The sequence below is a fragment of the Mesorhizobium sp. M1D.F.Ca.ET.043.01.1.1 genome, from assembly GCF_003952385.1.
In the GTDB taxonomy this organism is placed as follows: Bacteria; Pseudomonadota; Alphaproteobacteria; order Rhizobiales; family Rhizobiaceae; genus Mesorhizobium.
Window position 1 is genome coordinate 3,264,465 of sequence record NZ_CP034444.1, and the last position, 17,255, is coordinate 3,281,719.

13 protein-coding genes, 1 tRNA gene and 1 pseudogene are annotated in these 17,255 nt (G+C 64.8%); 9 read left to right on the forward strand and 6 right to left on the reverse strand.

Annotation, left to right across the window (positions count from 1 at the left end):
* Positions 1–9 precede the first annotated feature (9 nt).
* Positions 10–1,200 carry an MFS transporter gene (locus EJ067_RS15835; protein ID WP_245468273.1) on the forward strand — a complete coding sequence of 397 codons (1,191 nt, stop codon included), beginning with the start codon at positions 10–12 and terminating at the stop codon, positions 1,198–1,200.
* Between the two features lie 129 nt (positions 1,201–1,329).
* On the opposite strand, the gene EJ067_RS15840 is transcribed toward EJ067_RS15835, so the two are convergent.
* Entirely contained in the window at positions 1,330–4,155 is a 2,826-nt protein-coding gene (locus tag EJ067_RS15840) for a winged helix-turn-helix domain-containing protein (RefSeq protein WP_245468274.1), read from the reverse strand.
* 251 nt (positions 4,156–4,406) lie between these two features.
* Here EJ067_RS15840 and EJ067_RS15845 point away from each other — a divergent pair, with 251 nt between their 5' ends.
* The 3 genes from EJ067_RS15845 to EJ067_RS15855 all read left to right on the forward strand — a co-directional run bounded on the left by EJ067_RS15845 (position 4,407) and on the right by EJ067_RS15855 (position 6,816).
* On the forward strand, positions 4,407–4,823 hold the full coding sequence (locus EJ067_RS15845; protein ID WP_126086576.1) for an organic hydroperoxide resistance protein: 417 nt from the start codon (positions 4,407–4,409) through the stop codon (positions 4,821–4,823).
* Between the two features lie 72 nt (positions 4,824–4,895).
* Positions 4,896–5,942 (forward strand): alpha/beta hydrolase, encoded by a 1,047-nt coding sequence (locus EJ067_RS15850; RefSeq protein WP_126089636.1) that lies wholly within the window; start codon positions 4,896–4,898, stop codon positions 5,940–5,942.
* Between the two features lie 97 nt (positions 5,943–6,039).
* Entirely contained in the window at positions 6,040–6,816 is a 777-nt protein-coding gene (locus EJ067_RS15855; protein WP_126086577.1) for an alpha/beta hydrolase, read from the forward strand.
* Positions 6,817–7,148: 332 nt separating this feature from the next.
* Here the strand turns inward: EJ067_RS15855 and EJ067_RS15865 are convergent, their stop codons facing one another.
* The 3 genes from EJ067_RS15865 to EJ067_RS15875 form a co-directional block, all read right to left on the reverse strand.
* Positions 7,149–7,421, reverse strand: coding sequence for a hypothetical protein (locus EJ067_RS15865; protein ID WP_126086578.1), 273 nt, complete (start codon positions 7,419–7,421; stop codon positions 7,149–7,151).
* 351 nt (positions 7,422–7,772) lie between these two features.
* Positions 7,773–7,849 (reverse strand) — tRNA-Arg (locus EJ067_RS15870).
* 279 nt (positions 7,850–8,128) lie between these two features.
* Positions 8,129–9,622 carry a HAMP domain-containing sensor histidine kinase gene (locus EJ067_RS15875; protein WP_126086579.1) on the reverse strand — a complete coding sequence of 498 codons (1,494 nt, stop codon included), beginning with the start codon at positions 9,620–9,622 and terminating at the stop codon, positions 8,129–8,131.
* A gap of 255 nt (positions 9,623–9,877) precedes the next feature.
* Between EJ067_RS15875 and rpmH the strand changes: the two genes are divergently transcribed.
* From rpmH to yihA, 5 genes and pseudogenes are all read left to right on the forward strand, one after another.
* Positions 9,878–10,012, forward strand: a complete 135-nt coding sequence (gene rpmH, locus EJ067_RS15880) for a 50S ribosomal protein L34 (RefSeq protein ID WP_008833937.1) — start codon at positions 9,878–9,880, stop codon at positions 10,010–10,012.
* 16 nt (positions 10,013–10,028) lie between these two features.
* Entirely contained in the window at positions 10,029–10,382 is a 354-nt protein-coding gene (gene rnpA, locus EJ067_RS15885) for a ribonuclease P protein component (RefSeq protein WP_126086580.1), read from the forward strand.
* A 14-nt stretch (positions 10,383–10,396) separates the two neighbouring features.
* Positions 10,397–12,217: a membrane protein insertase YidC gene (yidC, locus tag EJ067_RS15890; protein WP_126086581.1), complete on the forward strand. Its 1,821-nt coding sequence runs from the start codon at positions 10,397–10,399 to the stop codon at positions 12,215–12,217.
* A gap of 271 nt (positions 12,218–12,488) precedes the next feature.
* Positions 12,489–13,126: pseudogene (locus tag EJ067_RS15895) on the forward strand (CatB-related O-acetyltransferase).
* An 86-nt stretch (positions 13,127–13,212) separates the two neighbouring features.
* The gene (yihA, locus tag EJ067_RS15900; protein WP_245468325.1) at positions 13,213–13,794 is read left to right on the forward strand and encodes a ribosome biogenesis GTP-binding protein YihA/YsxC; all 582 of its coding nucleotides are present in this window, start codon (positions 13,213–13,215) and stop codon (positions 13,792–13,794) included.
* Positions 13,795–13,862: 68 nt separating this feature from the next.
* On the opposite strand, the gene EJ067_RS15905 is transcribed toward yihA, so the two are convergent.
* A complete protein-coding gene (locus tag EJ067_RS15905) occupies positions 13,863–16,256 on the reverse strand; it encodes a DNA translocase FtsK (RefSeq protein WP_126086583.1) in 2,394 nt (797 codons plus the stop codon).
* Positions 16,257–16,472: 216 nt separating this feature from the next.
* A complete protein-coding gene (locus EJ067_RS15910; RefSeq protein WP_126086584.1) occupies positions 16,473–17,171 on the reverse strand; it encodes a TetR/AcrR family transcriptional regulator in 699 nt (232 codons plus the stop codon).
* Between the last annotated feature and the right edge of the window lie 84 nt (positions 17,172–17,255).

Sequence of the window (17,255 nt, forward strand, 5' to 3'; positions counted from 1 at the left end):
TCGCGATCGGTGAGGAAAGCCGTGCGCAGCCGATGGACGATCCTTGCTGTCCTGTTTGTCGCCCGGGCGGCGATGGCGGTGCAGTTCCAGAGCATCGCGGCCATTGCGCCGGAACTGGGCAAGGACCTCCACGCCAACCTCGCCGATATCGGCGTGCTCATCGGCCTCTACTTCGCGCCGGGCGTTGCGCTTGCGCTTCCCGGCGGCGCGATCGGCAAGCGCTTCGGCGACAAGGCGGTCGTGCTCGCCGGCCTGGCGCTGATGTTGGCGGGGGAAATCCTGCTGTTCGCCTCGTCTTCATGGAGCGTGCAGATCACCGGCAGGCTGGTCTCCGGCGTGGGCGGCGTCCTGCTGAACGTGTTGATGACCAAGATGGTCGTCGACTGGTTCGCGGGTCGGCAGATCGCCACGGCGATGGCGATCTTTATCAACTCATGGCCGTTGGGCATTGCCCTCACGCTTCTCGTGCTGCCGCTGATCCAGGCGGAATTCGGCATAGCGGGGACGCAGATCGCGGTGATGGCACTCATCGCAGCGGCGCTTGCATTGGTGGGGCTTTTCTACAGGCGGCCCGGCCAGACCGCCGCCCCGGCTTCGGCGGAAGCCTCGCGGCTGGCAAAGCCGGCCGGCTGGGCCGTGCTGCTGGCAGGCGCGATATGGGCTTTCTACAATGTCGGGTTCGCCATGATCTTCAGTTTCGCGCCGTCAATGCTGGTCGAACGCGGCTGGTCAACCGCCGCGGCCGGCTCCGCGGTCAGCATCGTGCTGTGGCTCGCCGCGCTGTCCGTTCCAATCGGCGGCTACCTCGCGGACCGCACCGGGAGCCGCAATGCCATGCTGGCGGCCGGCTGCCTCGCCTTCGCGGCGCTGGTTCTCGCGCTGTGGCGCGGTTCCGAGACGCTGCCCACCCTGGTTGCTCTCGGCCTGGTCTGCGGCCTGCCGGCCGGAGCGATCATGAGCCTGCCGACACGCGCCCTGACACCGTCGACGCGGGCGCTTGGAATGGGCCTCTTCTACACGGTGTATTACGCCACGATGCTCGTCGCTCCCTGGCTTGGCGGCAAGTTTGCGCTTTGGGCCGGCAGCGCCGGCGCAGCCCTCGGCCTCGGTTCGGTCGCCCTTTTGGCGTGTCCGATCCTGCTGTGGGAGTTCGAACGCCGGCTGCTCCTGCCGGCGCGGACGGCACCGCAGGCCAATTGAACCTCGGCGACAGCCTGTTCCGGCCCTCATAGAGCGTTTCAGCAATTCATAGAATCGCCGAACCACCCTAAGTATTTGTTTTTACGCAATTCCGGGCGGAAAGCCGCTCACACTTTCCCTGGAATTGCTTTAGCGCAGTGTCGCCAGCAGGCGTGCGGCAGACTTCAGATCGGCCGTATCCAGGCCCTCAGAGAAACGCTCGAACAGCGGTTGGAGCAGAGCGCGGGCGCTTTCGTGCTGGCTGCGGGCGGCCAGAAGGGTCGCCAGGTCGATCGCGGCACGCAGCTCCCAACCGCGCGCGCCCTGATCGCGGCTCATTTCGAGCGACCGCCGAAGATACAATTGCGCTTCGTCATCGGCACCGGGCTTCGTTGCGCGAACAAGGTTTCCCTTTACGCGCAGCAACTCCGGCATATAGCAGAGATCCCCATTCGCCTCGACCGATCGGATCGTCTCGTCGATCGGCGCGAGGGCTTCGGCGGACCGGTCCGTCGCGGCGAGGCCCTGAACGAGCGCAATGCTGAGCGGGGTTGTCAGCAGTTCGTACGGGGCGGCGTGAAGGTCCTGGAGAGCGCCTTGCAGGCTCCGAACCCCGCTTTCCGCATCGCCTCGACGAATGGCGAGTTCTCCTTGGAGGCCGCGCCCGACGACGAGGTAAGGCCTGAGAGCATGCAGCTCGGCGCAGGAGAAAAGACGATTCAGGTGCTCCTCCGCGCGGTCGAGATCGCCGACCCAAACGAACACGGTGACAGCCCAGACCAGGGCGATGGCGAGCGTTAAGGGATTGTCCAAGGCTTCCGCGTCCTTGACGGTCAGCAGCGCGCGCTCGACGGCCCGATCGGGATGGCCTTGCAGCCAGAGCGTCCTTGCCAGGATCGCGCCGGCGAGAATTCCGCCATCGAAGCCGAGATAGTTCGTCGTGGTCCGGTCAGAACGTGGCCCGTACCGCAACGCCTCCTCGAGCGCCGTCCGCGCACGGCCATGCTCTCCGTTCAGATGGAGCGAAATCCCCATCAACGAATGCGCCAGTGTCGTGGAGACGGAATCTTCGAGGGTGCCGGCGATGACGGAACAGCGCTCCGCGTAGCCAAGGGCCGTCCTGAACCCTCCGGTGCGGAGGTGGAACATCTGCAATGGGCCCAAAACCTGTAGCTGATCGAGCGCATTGCCGCGTTCCTCGGCAATGGCCAGGCTTCTGTTCAATGCCACACGCGCCGCGTCCTGTCCTCCGCGCGTGAACATCAGGGACACACCCGAGGCCGCCTGAAGACGCATCTCGTCGGGCCCGCCATGCGTGCCGTCCAGGGCAAGAATTGCCTGGGCAGTCCAGCGGCGGCATTCGGTGAGCAGGGACATCGAAAGGAGGACCGGAGCCGCGGCAGTGGCAAGCCGGATGCCGAGCCGGGTGTTCCCGCCGGGCCCGAAGCACCATTCCAGGGCCGCTCGCACATTCGCAAGGCCGGCGAGATGAAGAGCCCGCTGTGCCGCACTCGACAAGGTCGGCCACTCGGTTCCAGTCTCCTCCAGCCATCGCAGGTAGTAGGTGGCGTGGCGGGCGGCCAGCTCCGTGAGCTCGGCATCGTGGACGTCGAGCTGGAGGGCATAGGCCCGCGTGGTATCGAGCAGCCTATACCGCATCGTTGCGCCGGCCGGCCGTGCCGCGACCATCGACTTGGCCACGAGGCTGTCGATGGCACCAAACACCAAAGCCTCGTCGACGGCGGGGCTCGTCACGATCGCCAGGGCGGCCTCGATCGAAAAGTGGCCGACGAACACGGCAAGCCGGCGAAGCACCAGACGCTCGAACTCGGACAGAAGCCCGAAGCTCCAGTCCAAAGTGGCCTGCAGGGTCTTCTGGCGCGGCGGGGCGGTGCGCTTGCCCGGCCACAGCAGGGTCAGCCGTTCCTCGAGAAGGGCCGCGGTCTGCTGAAGGCCGTAGCTTGCAACCCGTCCGGCGGCCAGCTCGATCGCGAGCGGCACGCCGTCAAGCTTCCGGCACATCTTGGCCACGACCATGGCATCCGCGTCGTCGAGATCGAGGCGAGCGCCGCTCGCCGCGGCGCGTTCCACGAACAGCTGGGTCGCGGGGAAGCCCTGCGCAACCGATACCGTGAGCTCGGGATCGTCCGGCGGGCATGCCAGCGGCGCCAGCTTGTAGACGTGCTCCCCTTCGACAAGAAGCGGCTCGCGGCTGGTCGCGAGGATGTGAGCCTGCGGCGTCGCGGCGAAGATGCGGGTTGCCAGCTCTGCGGCCGCGTCGATGACATGCTCGCAGGTATCGAGGATCAGCAGGATCCGCCGCCCCGCGAGATAGGCGATCAACTCGGAGATGGCGTCGTCGGACTGCGGCGACAGCCCGAGTGTCGCGGCCACCGTCGCCGCAACCAGGTTTGGATCGCCGAGCGCGCCCAGATCGACGAAATGCACGGCGCCGGCGAAGGCCTCGACCAGATCATGCCCCACTGCCACCGCAGCAGTGGTCTTGCCGACCCCACCCGTGCCAACGATTGTGACGAAGCGCGTTGCAATGAGCCGGGTTGACAGCGCGACAGCATCATCGGTCCGCCCCACCATGCGGACGAGCCGGTTTGGCAGACTGGCGTGCGGATAGCTGTCGACGACCTCGCTGGGCACATCTTTCCGACCGCCCGATCGCGAGACCGGCGCCACAAAGCAGTAGCCTCGTCCGGCCAGGGTCGCGATGTAGCGCGCGCCGTCCTTGCCGTCGCCCAACGCTTTTCGCAGGTTGGCCATGTGAAATCGCAGGCTGCCCTCCTCCACGGTGACATCGGGCCAGACATGAGCCAGCAGATCCTTCTTGCTGACGACCTCGTTCGGGCGGGCAGCCAAAGTGGTCAGGATGTCGAAGGCACGTGCGCCAAGATCAACCGGCACGCCCTGGCGCAGCAGGAGCCGTTCGTTCACAACCAGGGTGAAAGGACCAAACGAAATCATGTCGGTTGTCCGCGGCTCCGACCGTATCATGGAGTCATCCTTCGCCTGACTGAGGACTGTCCCGGCTCGCAGATCCCTCGGGACAGACCCGTCGCGCCAAGCGGCGATCCGCGGCGGGACATGACGGTAACTCTGCTCTGAGAGGTGCTGCTGGCGAGCACTAACACTTCCTCATAACGCATAACGGGCCAGCGGGGCGACCTCTCTCTATGTGTCGAAGCAGCAAGGCTGTCGACCAACGGAGAATGATCATGCTCGCACAAACAAAACGACTCTACACCGGCAAAGTCCGCACCACCGGCGGTCGGGACGGGGCATCCCGGAGCTCCGACGGGAGGCTGGACATCCGGCTCTCGCCGCCCGGAGGCCCGGGCAGCGGCACCAATCCGGAACAGCTGTTTGCCGCGGGCTGGTCGGCCTGCTTCGAGGGCGCGATGGCGATCGCCGCCCGCAAGATGAATGTCGCGCTGCCTGCCGGAACGGCAATCGACGCGGAGGTGGACCTCAACGTCGACGAAGGCGCCTACTCCCTCGGCGCGCGCCTCAATGTGAGCCTGCCGGGTCTCGACCGCAACGTCGCGCGAGCGGTGGTCGATGCAGCCCATCAGACCTGTCCCTACTCGAAGGCCACACGCGGCAACATCGTGGTCGAAATCAACCTCATCTAATGTCATCCCGACCCTCGGGGTCGGTCCTGGCCAAACCTCACAGCAAGGCGTGCACCAATGAACGCAACCAAAATCCCGGAAGAAATCGACCATTCCCGCCGGCGCCTGTTCGGCATCGCCGCCGCGACCTTCGCGGCTGCGCAACTCGGCGCGATCGGCGGCGCGAGCGCGCAAGGCGACCGGACGGACGCCACCGGCTCCGGCACCACACAGCCCAGGACCTCGTTCGCCTCCCTGAAGCAAATCGACGCGGGCCTGCTGAACGTCGGATATGCCGAGGACGGGCCCGCGAGCGGCCCTCCGGTCATCCTTTTGCACGGCTGGCCCTATGACATCTACAGCTATGTCGATGTCGCGCCGTTGCTGGCGGACGCAGGATACCGTGTGATCATTCCCTATCTGCGCGGCTATGGCACGACACGCTTTCTGTCGGACGCCACCGTCCGAAACGGCCAGCCGGCGGCGCTCGCCTCCGACGTCATCGCCTTGATGGATGCGCTCGGCATCCAGACGGCGGTCGTCGCGGGCTATGACTGGGGCGGGCGGACCGCCAATATCGTCGCCGCGCTGTGGCCGGAGCGCTGCAAGGCCATGGTGTCGGTCAGCGGATATCTGATCGGCAGCCAGGCGGCCAACATGGCGCCGCTGCCGCCGCAGGCCGAGCTGCAATGGTGGTATCAGTTCTATTTCGCCACCGAGCGCGGCCGTGCGGGCTACGCGAAAAACACCGACGACTTCGCCAAGCTGATCTGGCGGCTCGCGTCCCCGCAATGGACATTCGACGACGCCACTTTCGCGCGCAGCGCGGCTGCCTTCGCCAATCCGGATCATGTCGACGTCGTCATCCACAATTACCGGTGGCGCCTTGACCTGGCCTCAGGCGAAGCCAAATACGACGACCTGGAAAAACAGCTCGCCATGTTTCCGACGATCGGTGTGCCGACGATTACGATGGAAGGTGACGCCAATGGCGCGCCGCATCCGGACCCCAGCGCCTACGCCAAGAGATTTTCGGGCAAGTATGAGCACCGGTTGATCACGGGCGGCATCGGGCACAACCTGCCGCAGGAGGCGCCACAGGCCTTCGCCCAGGCGGTCATCGACGTCGACCGGTTCTAGCCGCTCGCGCGATCAGGGTCACGACTACGTCTTCACGCGGCTTGCGCCGTAGTTCAACCAAGACATTCAAACGAACACGCTCTTAAAGGACACCCAGATGAAAACACTGCTTGCAGCCCTGGCGATCGCCAGCGCCTCTCTCAGCAATGCGTACGCGCAGGCCGGCAAACCCACCATCGTTCTGGTTCACGGCGCGTTCGCGGATTCGTCGAGCTGGAACGGCGTCGTCAAAATCCTGGAGAAGGATGGCTATCCCGTCGTAGCTGTCGCCAATCCGTTGCGTGGCGTCAAAAATGACGCCGGCTACGTCGCCGACGTCCTTGGCTCCATCAAATCGCCTGTGGTCCTCGTCGGGCATTCCTACGGCGGCTCGGTTATCAGCGAAGCGGCTGACGGCCATGCGACCGTCAAGGCGCTGGTCTATGTCGCGGCCTTCGCGCCGGATGCGGGCGAGACAGCCGCGCAGCTGGCCGGCAAATTTCCCGGCAGCTCGCTCGGCCCGACCCTCGCGCCGCCGGTCGCCCTTTCAAGCGGTGGGAAGGACCTCTACATCCAGCAGGACAAGTTCCACGAGCAGTTCGCCGCCGACGTCCCCGAAGCCGAGGCCAGGCTGATGGCCGCGGCGCAGAGGCCCATCGAGGAAGCCGCGCTGAACGAAATCCAAACCGAAGCGGCGTGGAAGAAGCTTCCGGCCTGGTTCATCTACGGAGACGGCGACAAGAACATACCGGCCGAAGCCTTGGCATTCATGGCTGCCCGGGCCCACTCACGGGATACCGTGGTCATCAAGGGCGCCTCGCATGTGGTGATGGTGTCGCACCCTGAACCGGTTGCGCGGCTGATCGAGAAGGCCGCTGCGAAGGCATCGCAATGACGCGGTCGTGATGACCGCCCCAAGGCGGGTCGGAAGTGATTGAAACCGTTCCCGGAAGTTGTTCCCGATCCAGGCGATGGCGCGGCCGACCTGGGCCACCCGACACTGGCTGGAGGTGATGTGGCGCATCCTGGCGCCGCCTCATCTGCGCCGGTCATCCGCGAATAGCCGACCACGTCCGCGGCGAGGATTGCCGCCAGCCTTCGGTTGGACTGCACCCTTTCAGCCATGTGCCAATTCGTAATCGGATCATCATGGCAGATGCCAGCGAACCGCCGCCGCAATTCCGCGGTCAGCGAAGTTTGAACAGCAGGAGCCTACCGGCGGAGCGATTACCCGTTCGATTCCACAAGGATCACCAGGGACTCCGGAACAACACCGTCGAAGGCCATCGCTTCGGCGGCCGCCTTGCTCTGCATCGCCGCCTGCAAGGCATTCATATCCGGAACGTCCATCATCACCGCCACACGAGTGGGATCTTCAGGATCAACAAACGTTCGAATGTTGGTCACCCCCAGCGGACCGAAAAGCTCCTCGCGCTTCGGTGACGTAAGCCAGTGTCTCGCGCCCTTTGTGATGTTGTGATGGCCGATGATCGTTGGCATGGCATCCTCCCTGCGACGACGCCGACGGCCGTATCAGAGGCCGCGCTCCATCTCGCAAGGCCCAAGGTGCTCCGTTTGTGCTGGGCTGTAAATTGGCAACGAGCTCTTCCGCTTAGTGCGTTTCACCGTTTCACGGAAACGGCGAAACGCCCTATCTCCTTGTTTTTACGTAATTCCGGACGGAAAACCGCTCACACTTTTCCTGGAATTGCTCTAGGGTCAAAACTGCGCGTTCCCCCTCACGCGGGCCGATATTCGCCATCGAACCCGAATTGGCTACTGCAAACAGGTCTATCTTTTGTTCGGGCCGCCGCGCTCGAGGAGCCTTATGGATCAGCTGCTTAGGCTGAATGGCGCGCCCGAAGAGATTCGAACTCCTGACCCCCAGATTCGTAGTCTGGTGCTCTATCCAGCTGAGCTACGGGCGCGCAACAGGCCGTGTGTGACACAAGCCCCGCGATCCGGTCGAGACGGCCGGCCGCGATGTGGAGTGTTCCCTAACGACTGAATTTCGGAAAAGCAAGCCGATCCGGCAAAAGTTTTGTCGCAGGTGTTTCGCCAATCTTGAGGTGTGTCGAGATTCAGGTCAGGCCGAGTCGAGAATGGTGGCTTCCGAGAACCGGAGCGGAGCGTACTTGAAGTACGTGAGCACCGGAAGCGCAGGAAGCCGCCATTCGCAGGCCGGCCTCACTTGAATTGCGGCAAACCTAGGCGGGGCGGCGCAGGCCGTTGCGCGCCTGGTCGAGCCGCACCGGCTGGTCGGGGATGGTGACGGCGAAGACGGTGCGGCCGCCGATCGATTCGACCAGCTCCACCGTGCCGCCATGGGCGCGGATCAGCTCATGGGCGATCGCCAGGCCAAGGCCGGTGCCGCCGCTGCGCGCCGAGCCGCGGAAGGCGGCGAACAGGTTCTCGCGCGCCTTGGGCGGCAGGCCGGGGCCGGTGTCCGTCACCGTGATGCGGCTGACGCTGCCAAGCCGCTCGGCCGAGACGGCGAGCCGGCGCACCACCGCGCTCTCGGTATCGGCGGCCATGGCCTGCACCGCGTTGCGGCAGAGATTGGTGAGCACGCGGAACAGCTGGTCGGAATCGGCATCGACCTCGAAGGTGAGCTCGACGGCATTGATGAACTCGATGCCTTCCTCGATGTCGAGCAGGCCGTGCACGTCGTCGACCAGCTGACGCAGCCTGAGGCGCCGGCGCGACGGCGCCGGCTCCTGCGTGCGGCCATAGGCGAGCACGCCTTCCGAATAGGCGACGGCGCGGTCGAGGGCGCGCAGGAGCTTCGGCGCGAAGGCCTGCACGGTCGGGTCCTTCACCTGGCGCAGGCGGTCCGACATCAGTTGCGCGGAGGCGAGGATGTTGCGCATGTCATGGTTGATCTTCGAGACGGCGAGGCCGAGGTCGGCGAGGTGCTTCTGCTCGGAAAGCATTTTTTGCAGCCGATCCTGCATCTGCGCCAGCTCGCGCTCGGCCACCCCGATCTCGTCGGCGCGCTCGGTCGGGCAGATGATGCGACCGGGATCGTCGGGCGCTTCGGAGAAGGACAGGATCGAGCGCGTCATGGTGCGGATCGGGCCGATCATGATGAGGTCGATCGCCGCATAGACGAGCATGGCCGTGAACAGCGAGATCAGCAGCGAGACGACGGCGACGTTGCGCGAATAGCGCAGCATCGCGTTGCGCAGGCTGCGATCCGGCATGATCAGCTCGAATTCCTTGTCGCTGTCGCCTACCGGACCGAAGACGCGCAGCATGCGGTTGCCGCCGGCGAACAGCGTTTCCAGCGCGCCTGTCATGCCGTTGACCAGGCCGACATTGGCGATGTCGACATGCTCGTCGACCTTCGGCGGCATGTCGGCCACGACCAGCAGCCGCGAGACGCCGCCGTCGCGCACCGCGATCGCCTTGGCGCCGATCGCCATCAGCACGTCGTTCTGGGCGGCATGCGACAGCGAGTTGGGCTCGCCCTGCAACAGAACGATCGAGACGGCGGCGGCGGTGCTCAGCCGCTCCTTCAGCCAGTTCACGCGGTAGCTGGCGATCCAGGGCAGGAAGATCAGGATTTCGGCGAGCAGCACGAAGACGATGGTGAGAAGCAAAAGCTTTGTCGACAGGCCGCGCGACAGCGGCACCCGCCGCGGAGAACTCGCTTCCGCCGGGCGTGCCTTTTCATCCGTGGACAGGACTTCACTCGTCATGACGCGGTTTTCACGAAGGCTTGATCGGACAAGGTTATGCGATTTGCGGCTTTTTTGCCAATTTCACCCTTGGCCTCATGAAAAATGCCTCTGGGCAGGCCGGATTGACTTCCAAAATCCTTCTTTCTATAAGCCCGCTCACGCTCGGGCCATCCGTCCCGGCGCGGTTTCGATCGCGCCTAAAACCGGCCCGGCAAAGCTCCTGTTACAGAGTGACAGAATCAAGAAGGGCCGCACGCCGCGGTATTAAAACAAATGAAGCGTACCTACCAACCGTCCAAACTCGTCCGCAAGCGCCGGCACGGTTTCCGTGCCCGCATGGCCACCAAGGGTGGCCGCGGCGTCGTCGCAGCCCGCCGCAATCGCGGCCGCAAGCGGCTCAGCGCCTGAACGAAAGACGAGATCGTTGCCCGCAACCGGCAAGCCAAAAGGGAAAACTCCCGGGCGGCTTCTGAAACGCGCGGATTTCCTGGCTGTGCGCGGCGGCGAGAAGCGCCGCGGGCGGCTTTTTCTCGTCGAGGTTCTCGACCGTGGCGACGACCTTTCGCCGCGCGTCGGCTACACCGTCACCAAGAAGGTCGGCAACGCCGTGGTGCGCAACCGCGTCCGGCGGCGGCTCAGAGAAGCCGTGCGCACGCATGCCGCCGATGACATGGCGCCCGGCAATGACTATGTCATCGTCGGGCGCGAAGATGTGCTTGCCGTTCCGTTCGGCCAGTTGAAGGCCGAGCTCTCCCGCCGGCTGCGCGGAACACGATAGGCCAAGGGCTTTCGATGGAAAACAACCGCAATTTCTTCATCACGATCGCGCTTTCGGTGCTGGTCCTGACGCTGTGGCAGGTGTTCTACATGAACCCGCGCATGGAGCAGCAGCGCGAGCAGGCCCGCATCGAGCAGCAGCGCGCCGAGGCGCAGAAGAAGGAAGCGGGCGGCGCCGCCAATTCCGGCGCGGCTGGCACTCAGGCTCCGGCGCCGGGCAGCGTTCCGAGCGTGCCGGGCAGCGAGGCCGTCACGGCGGCCGGCCGCGATCAGGCTGTTGCGGCGTCGAAGCGCATCAAGATCGACACGCCGAGCCTCGAAGGCTCGATCAACCTCACCGGCGCGCGCCTCGACGACCTGAGGCTGAAACACTATCGCGAGACGGTCGACAAGAACTCGCCCGAGATCGAGCTGCTCAACCCCTCGTCACTGCCCAACGGCTATTTCGCCGAGATCGGCTTCGTCGGCAACGACAAGACCGGAGCGGTGCCGGGCGCGGAGACGGTGTGGACGGTGGACGGCAATCCGACGCTGACGCCGACGACGCCGGTGACGCTCACCTACACCAACGACAAGGGCCTGACCTTCAAGCGCGCCATCTCGGTCGACAACGACTATATGTTCACCGTCTCCGATACCGTGCAGAATTCGGGCAGCGTCCCCGTCTCGCTGTTCAACTACGGCCGCGTCACCCGCTACGACAAGCCGGCCGTCGCCAGCACCTATGTGCTGCACGAGGGCCTGATAGGCTATACCGGCACAGAAGGCCTGCAGGAACACAAATACGCGTCGATCGAGAAGGACAAGCAGTTCCAGCCTGGCAAGTCGACCGACGGCTGGCTCGGCATCACCGACAAATACTGGGCGGTGACGCTGGTGCCGACCGAAAAGCAGCCGTTCCAGCCGCGCTATGCCTATTTCGAGGACGGCCGCCACCGCTATCAGTCCGATTTCCTGACCGATGCGATCAACGTCGATGCCGGCCAGTCCGCGACGGTCGAGACTGAAGTGTTCGCTGGTGCCAAGGAAGTCGCCAAGATCAACGCTTACGAGGAAGACCGCCACATCAAGCGCTTCGACCTCCTGATCGACTGGGGCTGGTTCCACTTCATCACCAAGCCGATGTTCTGGCTGATCGACACGCTCTACAAATTCTTCGGCAATTTCGGGCTGGCGATCCTGGCCACCACCATCATCGTCAAGGCCATCTTCTTCCCTCTGGCCAACAAGTCCTACGCTTCGATGGCAAACATGAAGAAGGTGCAGCCGAAGATGCTGGAAATCCGCGAGAAATACGCGGACGACAAGATGAAGCAGCAGCAGGCGATGATGGAGCTCTACAAGACCGAGAAGATCAATCCGCTGGCCGGTTGCTGGCCGGTGGCGCTGCAGATCCCGGTGTTCTTCTCGCTCTACAAGGTGCTCTACATCACCATCGAGATGCGGCATGCGCCGTTCTTCGGCTGGATCCACGACCTTGCGGCGCCCGATCCGACCTCGGTGTTCAACCTGTTCGGCCTGCTGCCTTTCGCGCCGCCGGCTTTCCTGCCGCATCTCGGCGCCTGGGCGGTGGTGATGGGCATCACCATGTTCCTGCAGATGCGCATGAACCCGGCGCCGCCGGACCCGACGCAGGCCGCGGTGTTCACCTGGATGCCGGTGATCTTCACCTTCATGATGGGCAGCTTCCCCGCCGGCCTCGTCATCTACTGGGCCTGGAACAACCTGCTCTCGATCCTGCAGCAGGGCGTGATCATGAAGCGCCAGGGCGCCAAGATCGAATTGTGGGACAATCTGGCAGCGATGTTCCGCAAGAAACCATCGCCGGCGGAGTAGCCGGCGTCACATCACCGACAACGAAAACCCCGGGCTTGCCCGGGGTTTTTTTGTCGTCGCCGGAAACTCAGGCCGGGCGTTCCTCGTAGATTCTTTCGGTCCTCCCCAATAAGGCCGGGACGGCTTCCGGCGCGACGACGCCGGTGTTTGGGAGGCCGTCCGGCAGGCCGGGGTCCCGCGCTGCTTCGCGGGATCCCGGTTGCGCGGGTAGACCGCACAGCCGCATGTCCATATAAGCTGCGCTATCGCTGCAAGGCGGACGGAGCAGCCCATGACCGGACCCAATCCCCACATCAAGCATCCGATTGCGATGCATCCGCGCGTCGGCTTCCTGAAGCCGCTGGTCACCGCGCCGAACATCGAGATCGGCGACTTCACCTATTACGACGACCCCGACGGTCCCGACAAATTCGCCGAGAAATGCGTGCTGCACCACTATCCCTTCATCGGCGACAGGCTGATCATCGGCAAGTTCTGCGCCATCGCCGAGGGCGCGCGCTTCATCATGAACGGGGCCAACCACGCGATGTCGGGCTTCTCGACCTACCGTTCAACATTTTCGGCCATGGCTGGGAGGAAGGCTTCGACCCTGAGACATGGTCCAGGGAGATCCGTGGCGACACGGTGGTCGGCAACGATGTCTGGATCGGCATGGACGCGGTGATCATGCCCGGCGTGAAGATCGGCCATGGCGCCATCGTCGCGGCGAAATCGGTTGTCACGCACGACGTGCCGCCCTATGCGATCGTCGCCGGCAACGCGGCCAAGGTGGTGAAGATGCGCTTCGACGAGTTCACGGCGCGGCGGCTGTTGAAGGCGGCCTGGTGGGATTGGCCGGTCGACAGGATCGGCCGCAACCTCGACGCCATTCGTGGCGCCGACATTTCAAAGCTGGAGGCCGCGGTTTGAACGCGCCGAATAGAACCACGAACGAAACCGCGATAAGTCCGGAGCTGTTCACCCGAGCGTGGATCTTCATCCGCGGCGTGCCGTCGATGAAGTTCCTGCCGCCGGAGGGACCGCCGGAGATCGCCTTTGCCGGCCGCTCCAATGTCGGCAAGTCGTCGCTGATCAACGCGCTGGTCGGCCAGAATGGGCTGGCGCGCACCTCCAACACGCCGGGACGCACGCAGGAGCTCAATTATTTCGTGCCGGACGGCTTCTCCGGCGAGGGCGCCGACCTGCCGCCGATGGCGCTGGTCGACATGCCGGGCTACGGCTACGCCAGCGCGCCGAAGGACAAGGTCGACGCCTGGACGAAGCTGATCTTCGAATATCTGCAGGGACGCGTCACGCTGAAGCGCGTCTATGTGCTGATCGATGCTCGCCACGGCATCAAGGCCAAGGACGAGGAAGTGCTGTCGCTTCTCGACAAGGCGGCGGTGTCCTACCAGATCGTGCTGACCAAGACCGACAAGATCAAGGCGGCCGGCGTGCCGAAGCTGATCGAGGAGACGCTGGCCAGGATCAAGAAACGGCCTGCGGCCTTTCCCGCGGTCCTGGCGACATCGTCGGAAAAGGCCGCGGGGCTCGACGAGCTGCGCGCGGCGATCGCGCTGGTGGCGAACGGCGGCTGACGTCCGCCGGAACGTCGCAGCCAGACAAGTCAGGACGAAAGCCGCATCCGCCGGCTTGACGATCCTGCTCAGGCCGTTTCGTCGCGTTCCGGCGCGTGGTCCCGCCGGCCGGCCAGGATTTCGCGCTTGCCGACGTGGTTGGGGACGCCGACCAGGCCCTCCTTCTCCATGCGTTCGACCAGCGAGGCGGCGCGGTTGTAGCCGATGCCGAGGCGGCGCTGGATGTAGGAGGTCGAGCATTTCTTGTCGCGCTTGACCACCTTGACGGCTTCCTCGTAGAGGGCGTCGCCATCCTCGGCGTCGATCGAGCCCTTGTCGAAGACCGGACCCGCGTCGGCCTGGTCTTCCTCCGCTTCCTCGTCGGCGGTGACGGTGTCGAGATACTCCGGGCGCCCCTGCGCCTTCAGATGCGCCACGACGTGTTCTACCTCCAGGTCGGAGACGAAGGGGCCATGCACGCGCACGATGCGCCCGCCGCCGGCCATGTGCAGCATGTCGCCCTGGCCGAGCAGCTGCTCGGCGCCCTGCTCACCGAGGATGGTGCGGCTGTCGATCTTGGACGTCACCTGGAAGGAGATGCGGGTGGGGAAATTGGCCTTGATGGTGCCGGTGATGACATCGACCGACGGGCGCTGCGTGGCCATGATCAGGTGGATGCCGGCGGCGCGGGCCATCTGCGCCAGCCGCTGGATGGCGCCTTCGATCTCCTTGCCGGCCACCATCATCAGGTCGGCCATCTCGTCGACGATGATGACGATGTAGGGCATCGGCGCGAGGTCGATCTCCCGTTCCTCGAACAGCGGTTCGCCCGTGCCCTTCTCGAAGCCTGTCTGCACCTGCATGACCACGACCTCGCCCTTGTCGCGGGCGCTTGCGGCGCGCTGGTTGTAACCGTCGATGTTGCGCACGCCGAGGCGCGCCATCTTGCGGTAGCGCTCCTCCATCTCGCGCACCGCCCATTTGAGCGCGGTGACCGCCTTCTTGGAATCGGTGACGACGGGCGTGAGCAGATGCGGGATGCCGTCATAGACGGACAGTTCCAGCATCTTGGGGTCGACCATGATCAGGCGGCATTCCTCCGGCTTCATCCGGTAGAGCAGCGAAAGGATCATGGTGTTGATGGCGACCGACTTGCCCGAGCCGGTGGTGCCCGCGACCAGCAGATGCGGCATCTTGGCCAGGTCGGCGATGACCGGCTCGCCGCCGATCGTCTTGCCGAGGCCGAGCGCCAGCTTGCAGGACGTGTTGCGGAAGCCGCCCGATTCGATCAGCTCGCGGAAATAGACCGTCTCCCGGGTTTCGTTGGGCAGTTCGATGCCGATGACGTTGCGACCTGGCACGACGGCGACGCGCGCCGAGATGGCCGACATGGAGCGGGCGATGTCGTCGGCCAGCCCGATGACGCGGCTGGATTTCACGCCCGGCGCCGGCTCGAACTCGTAGAGGGTGACGACCGGACCCGGCCGTACGTGGATGATCTCGCCCTTGACGCCGAAATCCTCCAGCACGCTTTCGAGCAGGTCGGCGTTCTGCTCCATCCGCTCCTGCGACATGTAGAAGCCCTGGCCCTCCGGCGGCATCTGCAGCAGATCCTCGGCGGGAAGCGCGTAGCCGGCCGAAGCTGCCGGCGACGTGACCTTGCCGGCGACAGGCAGGGACGGCGCCGTCCGGTCGCTCCTTGGCTTGGAAACCGGCGCGGCGACCGCTGCTTCCGGCACGCGCTGTTCGATCTCCATTGGGGCGGGCTGGACGGCGGGCGGGCCGGCCGGTGCCGTCACCGGGGCCAAGCCCGCGGAGTGCCCGTTCGAGCGCCATTCGATGACGCGGTAGAACGACGTTGCCTCGCCGATGGGGCGGGACTGTCTCGGCTGCGCCTTCGGAGCAACGTGTGCCAGTAAAGGAACGGCCGGCTGCGCCGGCTCGTTCAGGCGTGCCCGCGCCAGGCGCTCGGCGAGCAAGGGCATGCTGAACTCGAAAAACGCATCGTCGGAAAGATAGGACCAGCGAAATTTCGGCGGCTGCGGCTTTTGCGCCGAAGGCGCTGCCGCCCGCGGCGCGGCGACGGCCTGCGGCGGCTTGGCAGAGGCTGCAGTGGGAATTGCCCTGACCGGGTTGGCCGCCGAGGGGGCCGGCGGCGCAGGGCGGATGGAATCGCCGATGGGGGCCGCCTTGGCCGGCGCTTCATCATCCGGCTGCGGTGCGGGCCGCTTGTCGGCATCCGGCGTGCGGGTGAACCGCACATTGGGCGCGAGGAAGAAATATTGCTGCCAGGCCGGAGGGCCGAATTCGTCGCCGGCCGAATCGGCGGCGGTCGATTCAACGGCGGCTCGCAGCGTGACGACCTGGCCCGTTTGCCCCTGCGGTACTGGAGCCGCGCCATGGTGCTGCGCGTCTTCCGGACGGCTGTCGTCGTTGTCGCCATAGGCAGAGACGCCGGAAGGATTGGCACGGGAGAAACGCATGGATGTCACACTCGAGATTCGCCGAACAAACGTGTCCCGAGACATAGGAACCGATGGTTAACAACCTCTTCCGGAGGTTCCGCGAAAGTGCCGATCGACGGGTCGATTCGGGCTGGAAGAAGGACGTGCCCGGCGGGCATGGAGGCCTGTCCAGGCGATGCGCGCGCAGCGTCGGTGAACGCACGCCGCGATCCTTCGCCATCGCGCTTCGAGCTTTCACGCCGGTTCCGACACCTGCTCTTCCGCCTCAAGCTTTTCAGTGCCGTAGGCCTTGAGGAAGACGTTCACGCCGGAGCGGACGACATGCTCGATCTCGGCCTGGCTCGGCGCCTTGGTGCGATAGGAGAAGATACATTGGCGGAACAGGCCGGCCAAGCACAGCTCGGTGAACTGGTAGGCGGCGAGGTCGACATCGTCGATCTTCAAGAGGCCGCGTTCGACGGCTTCGTTGAGGAAGACCATGACCTTGTCGTGGCCGCGCTTCGGCCCACGCTCGTAGAAGCGGGCACCAAGCTCGGGAATCCTGTCGGAGGCGCCGACCACCGTGCGCTGCGCCTGGATGACCTTGGCCGAGGTGATCTTTGCCGACAGCACCATGCCGAACTTCACCAGCGTCTTGCGCAGGTCGTCGAAATGGTCGAGCACTTCGTACATGTTCTTGAAGATGGTGCCGCGCTCTTCCTCGATGAGGGCCTCGAACAGCTCTTCCTTGTTGGCGAAATAGACGTAGATCGTGCCCTTCGACACGCCGGCCTCGCGCGTGATGTCGTTCATCGACGCGGCTTCGAAACCCTTGTCTATGAAGACGCGGCGCGCGCCTTCGATGATCTGGGCCCGCTTGACCGGATCCTGCCCTGCCGCCGGACGGCCTTTGCGCAGGTCGAGCAGATCGCTATCCGCTGTCGTTTCGACCATTAAAGTCACACCTCACGAAATATTTCGAACCAAGCGGTTCGATTTGCACTTGATATGGGCCTCTTTCCGTACTATGTCAATGAC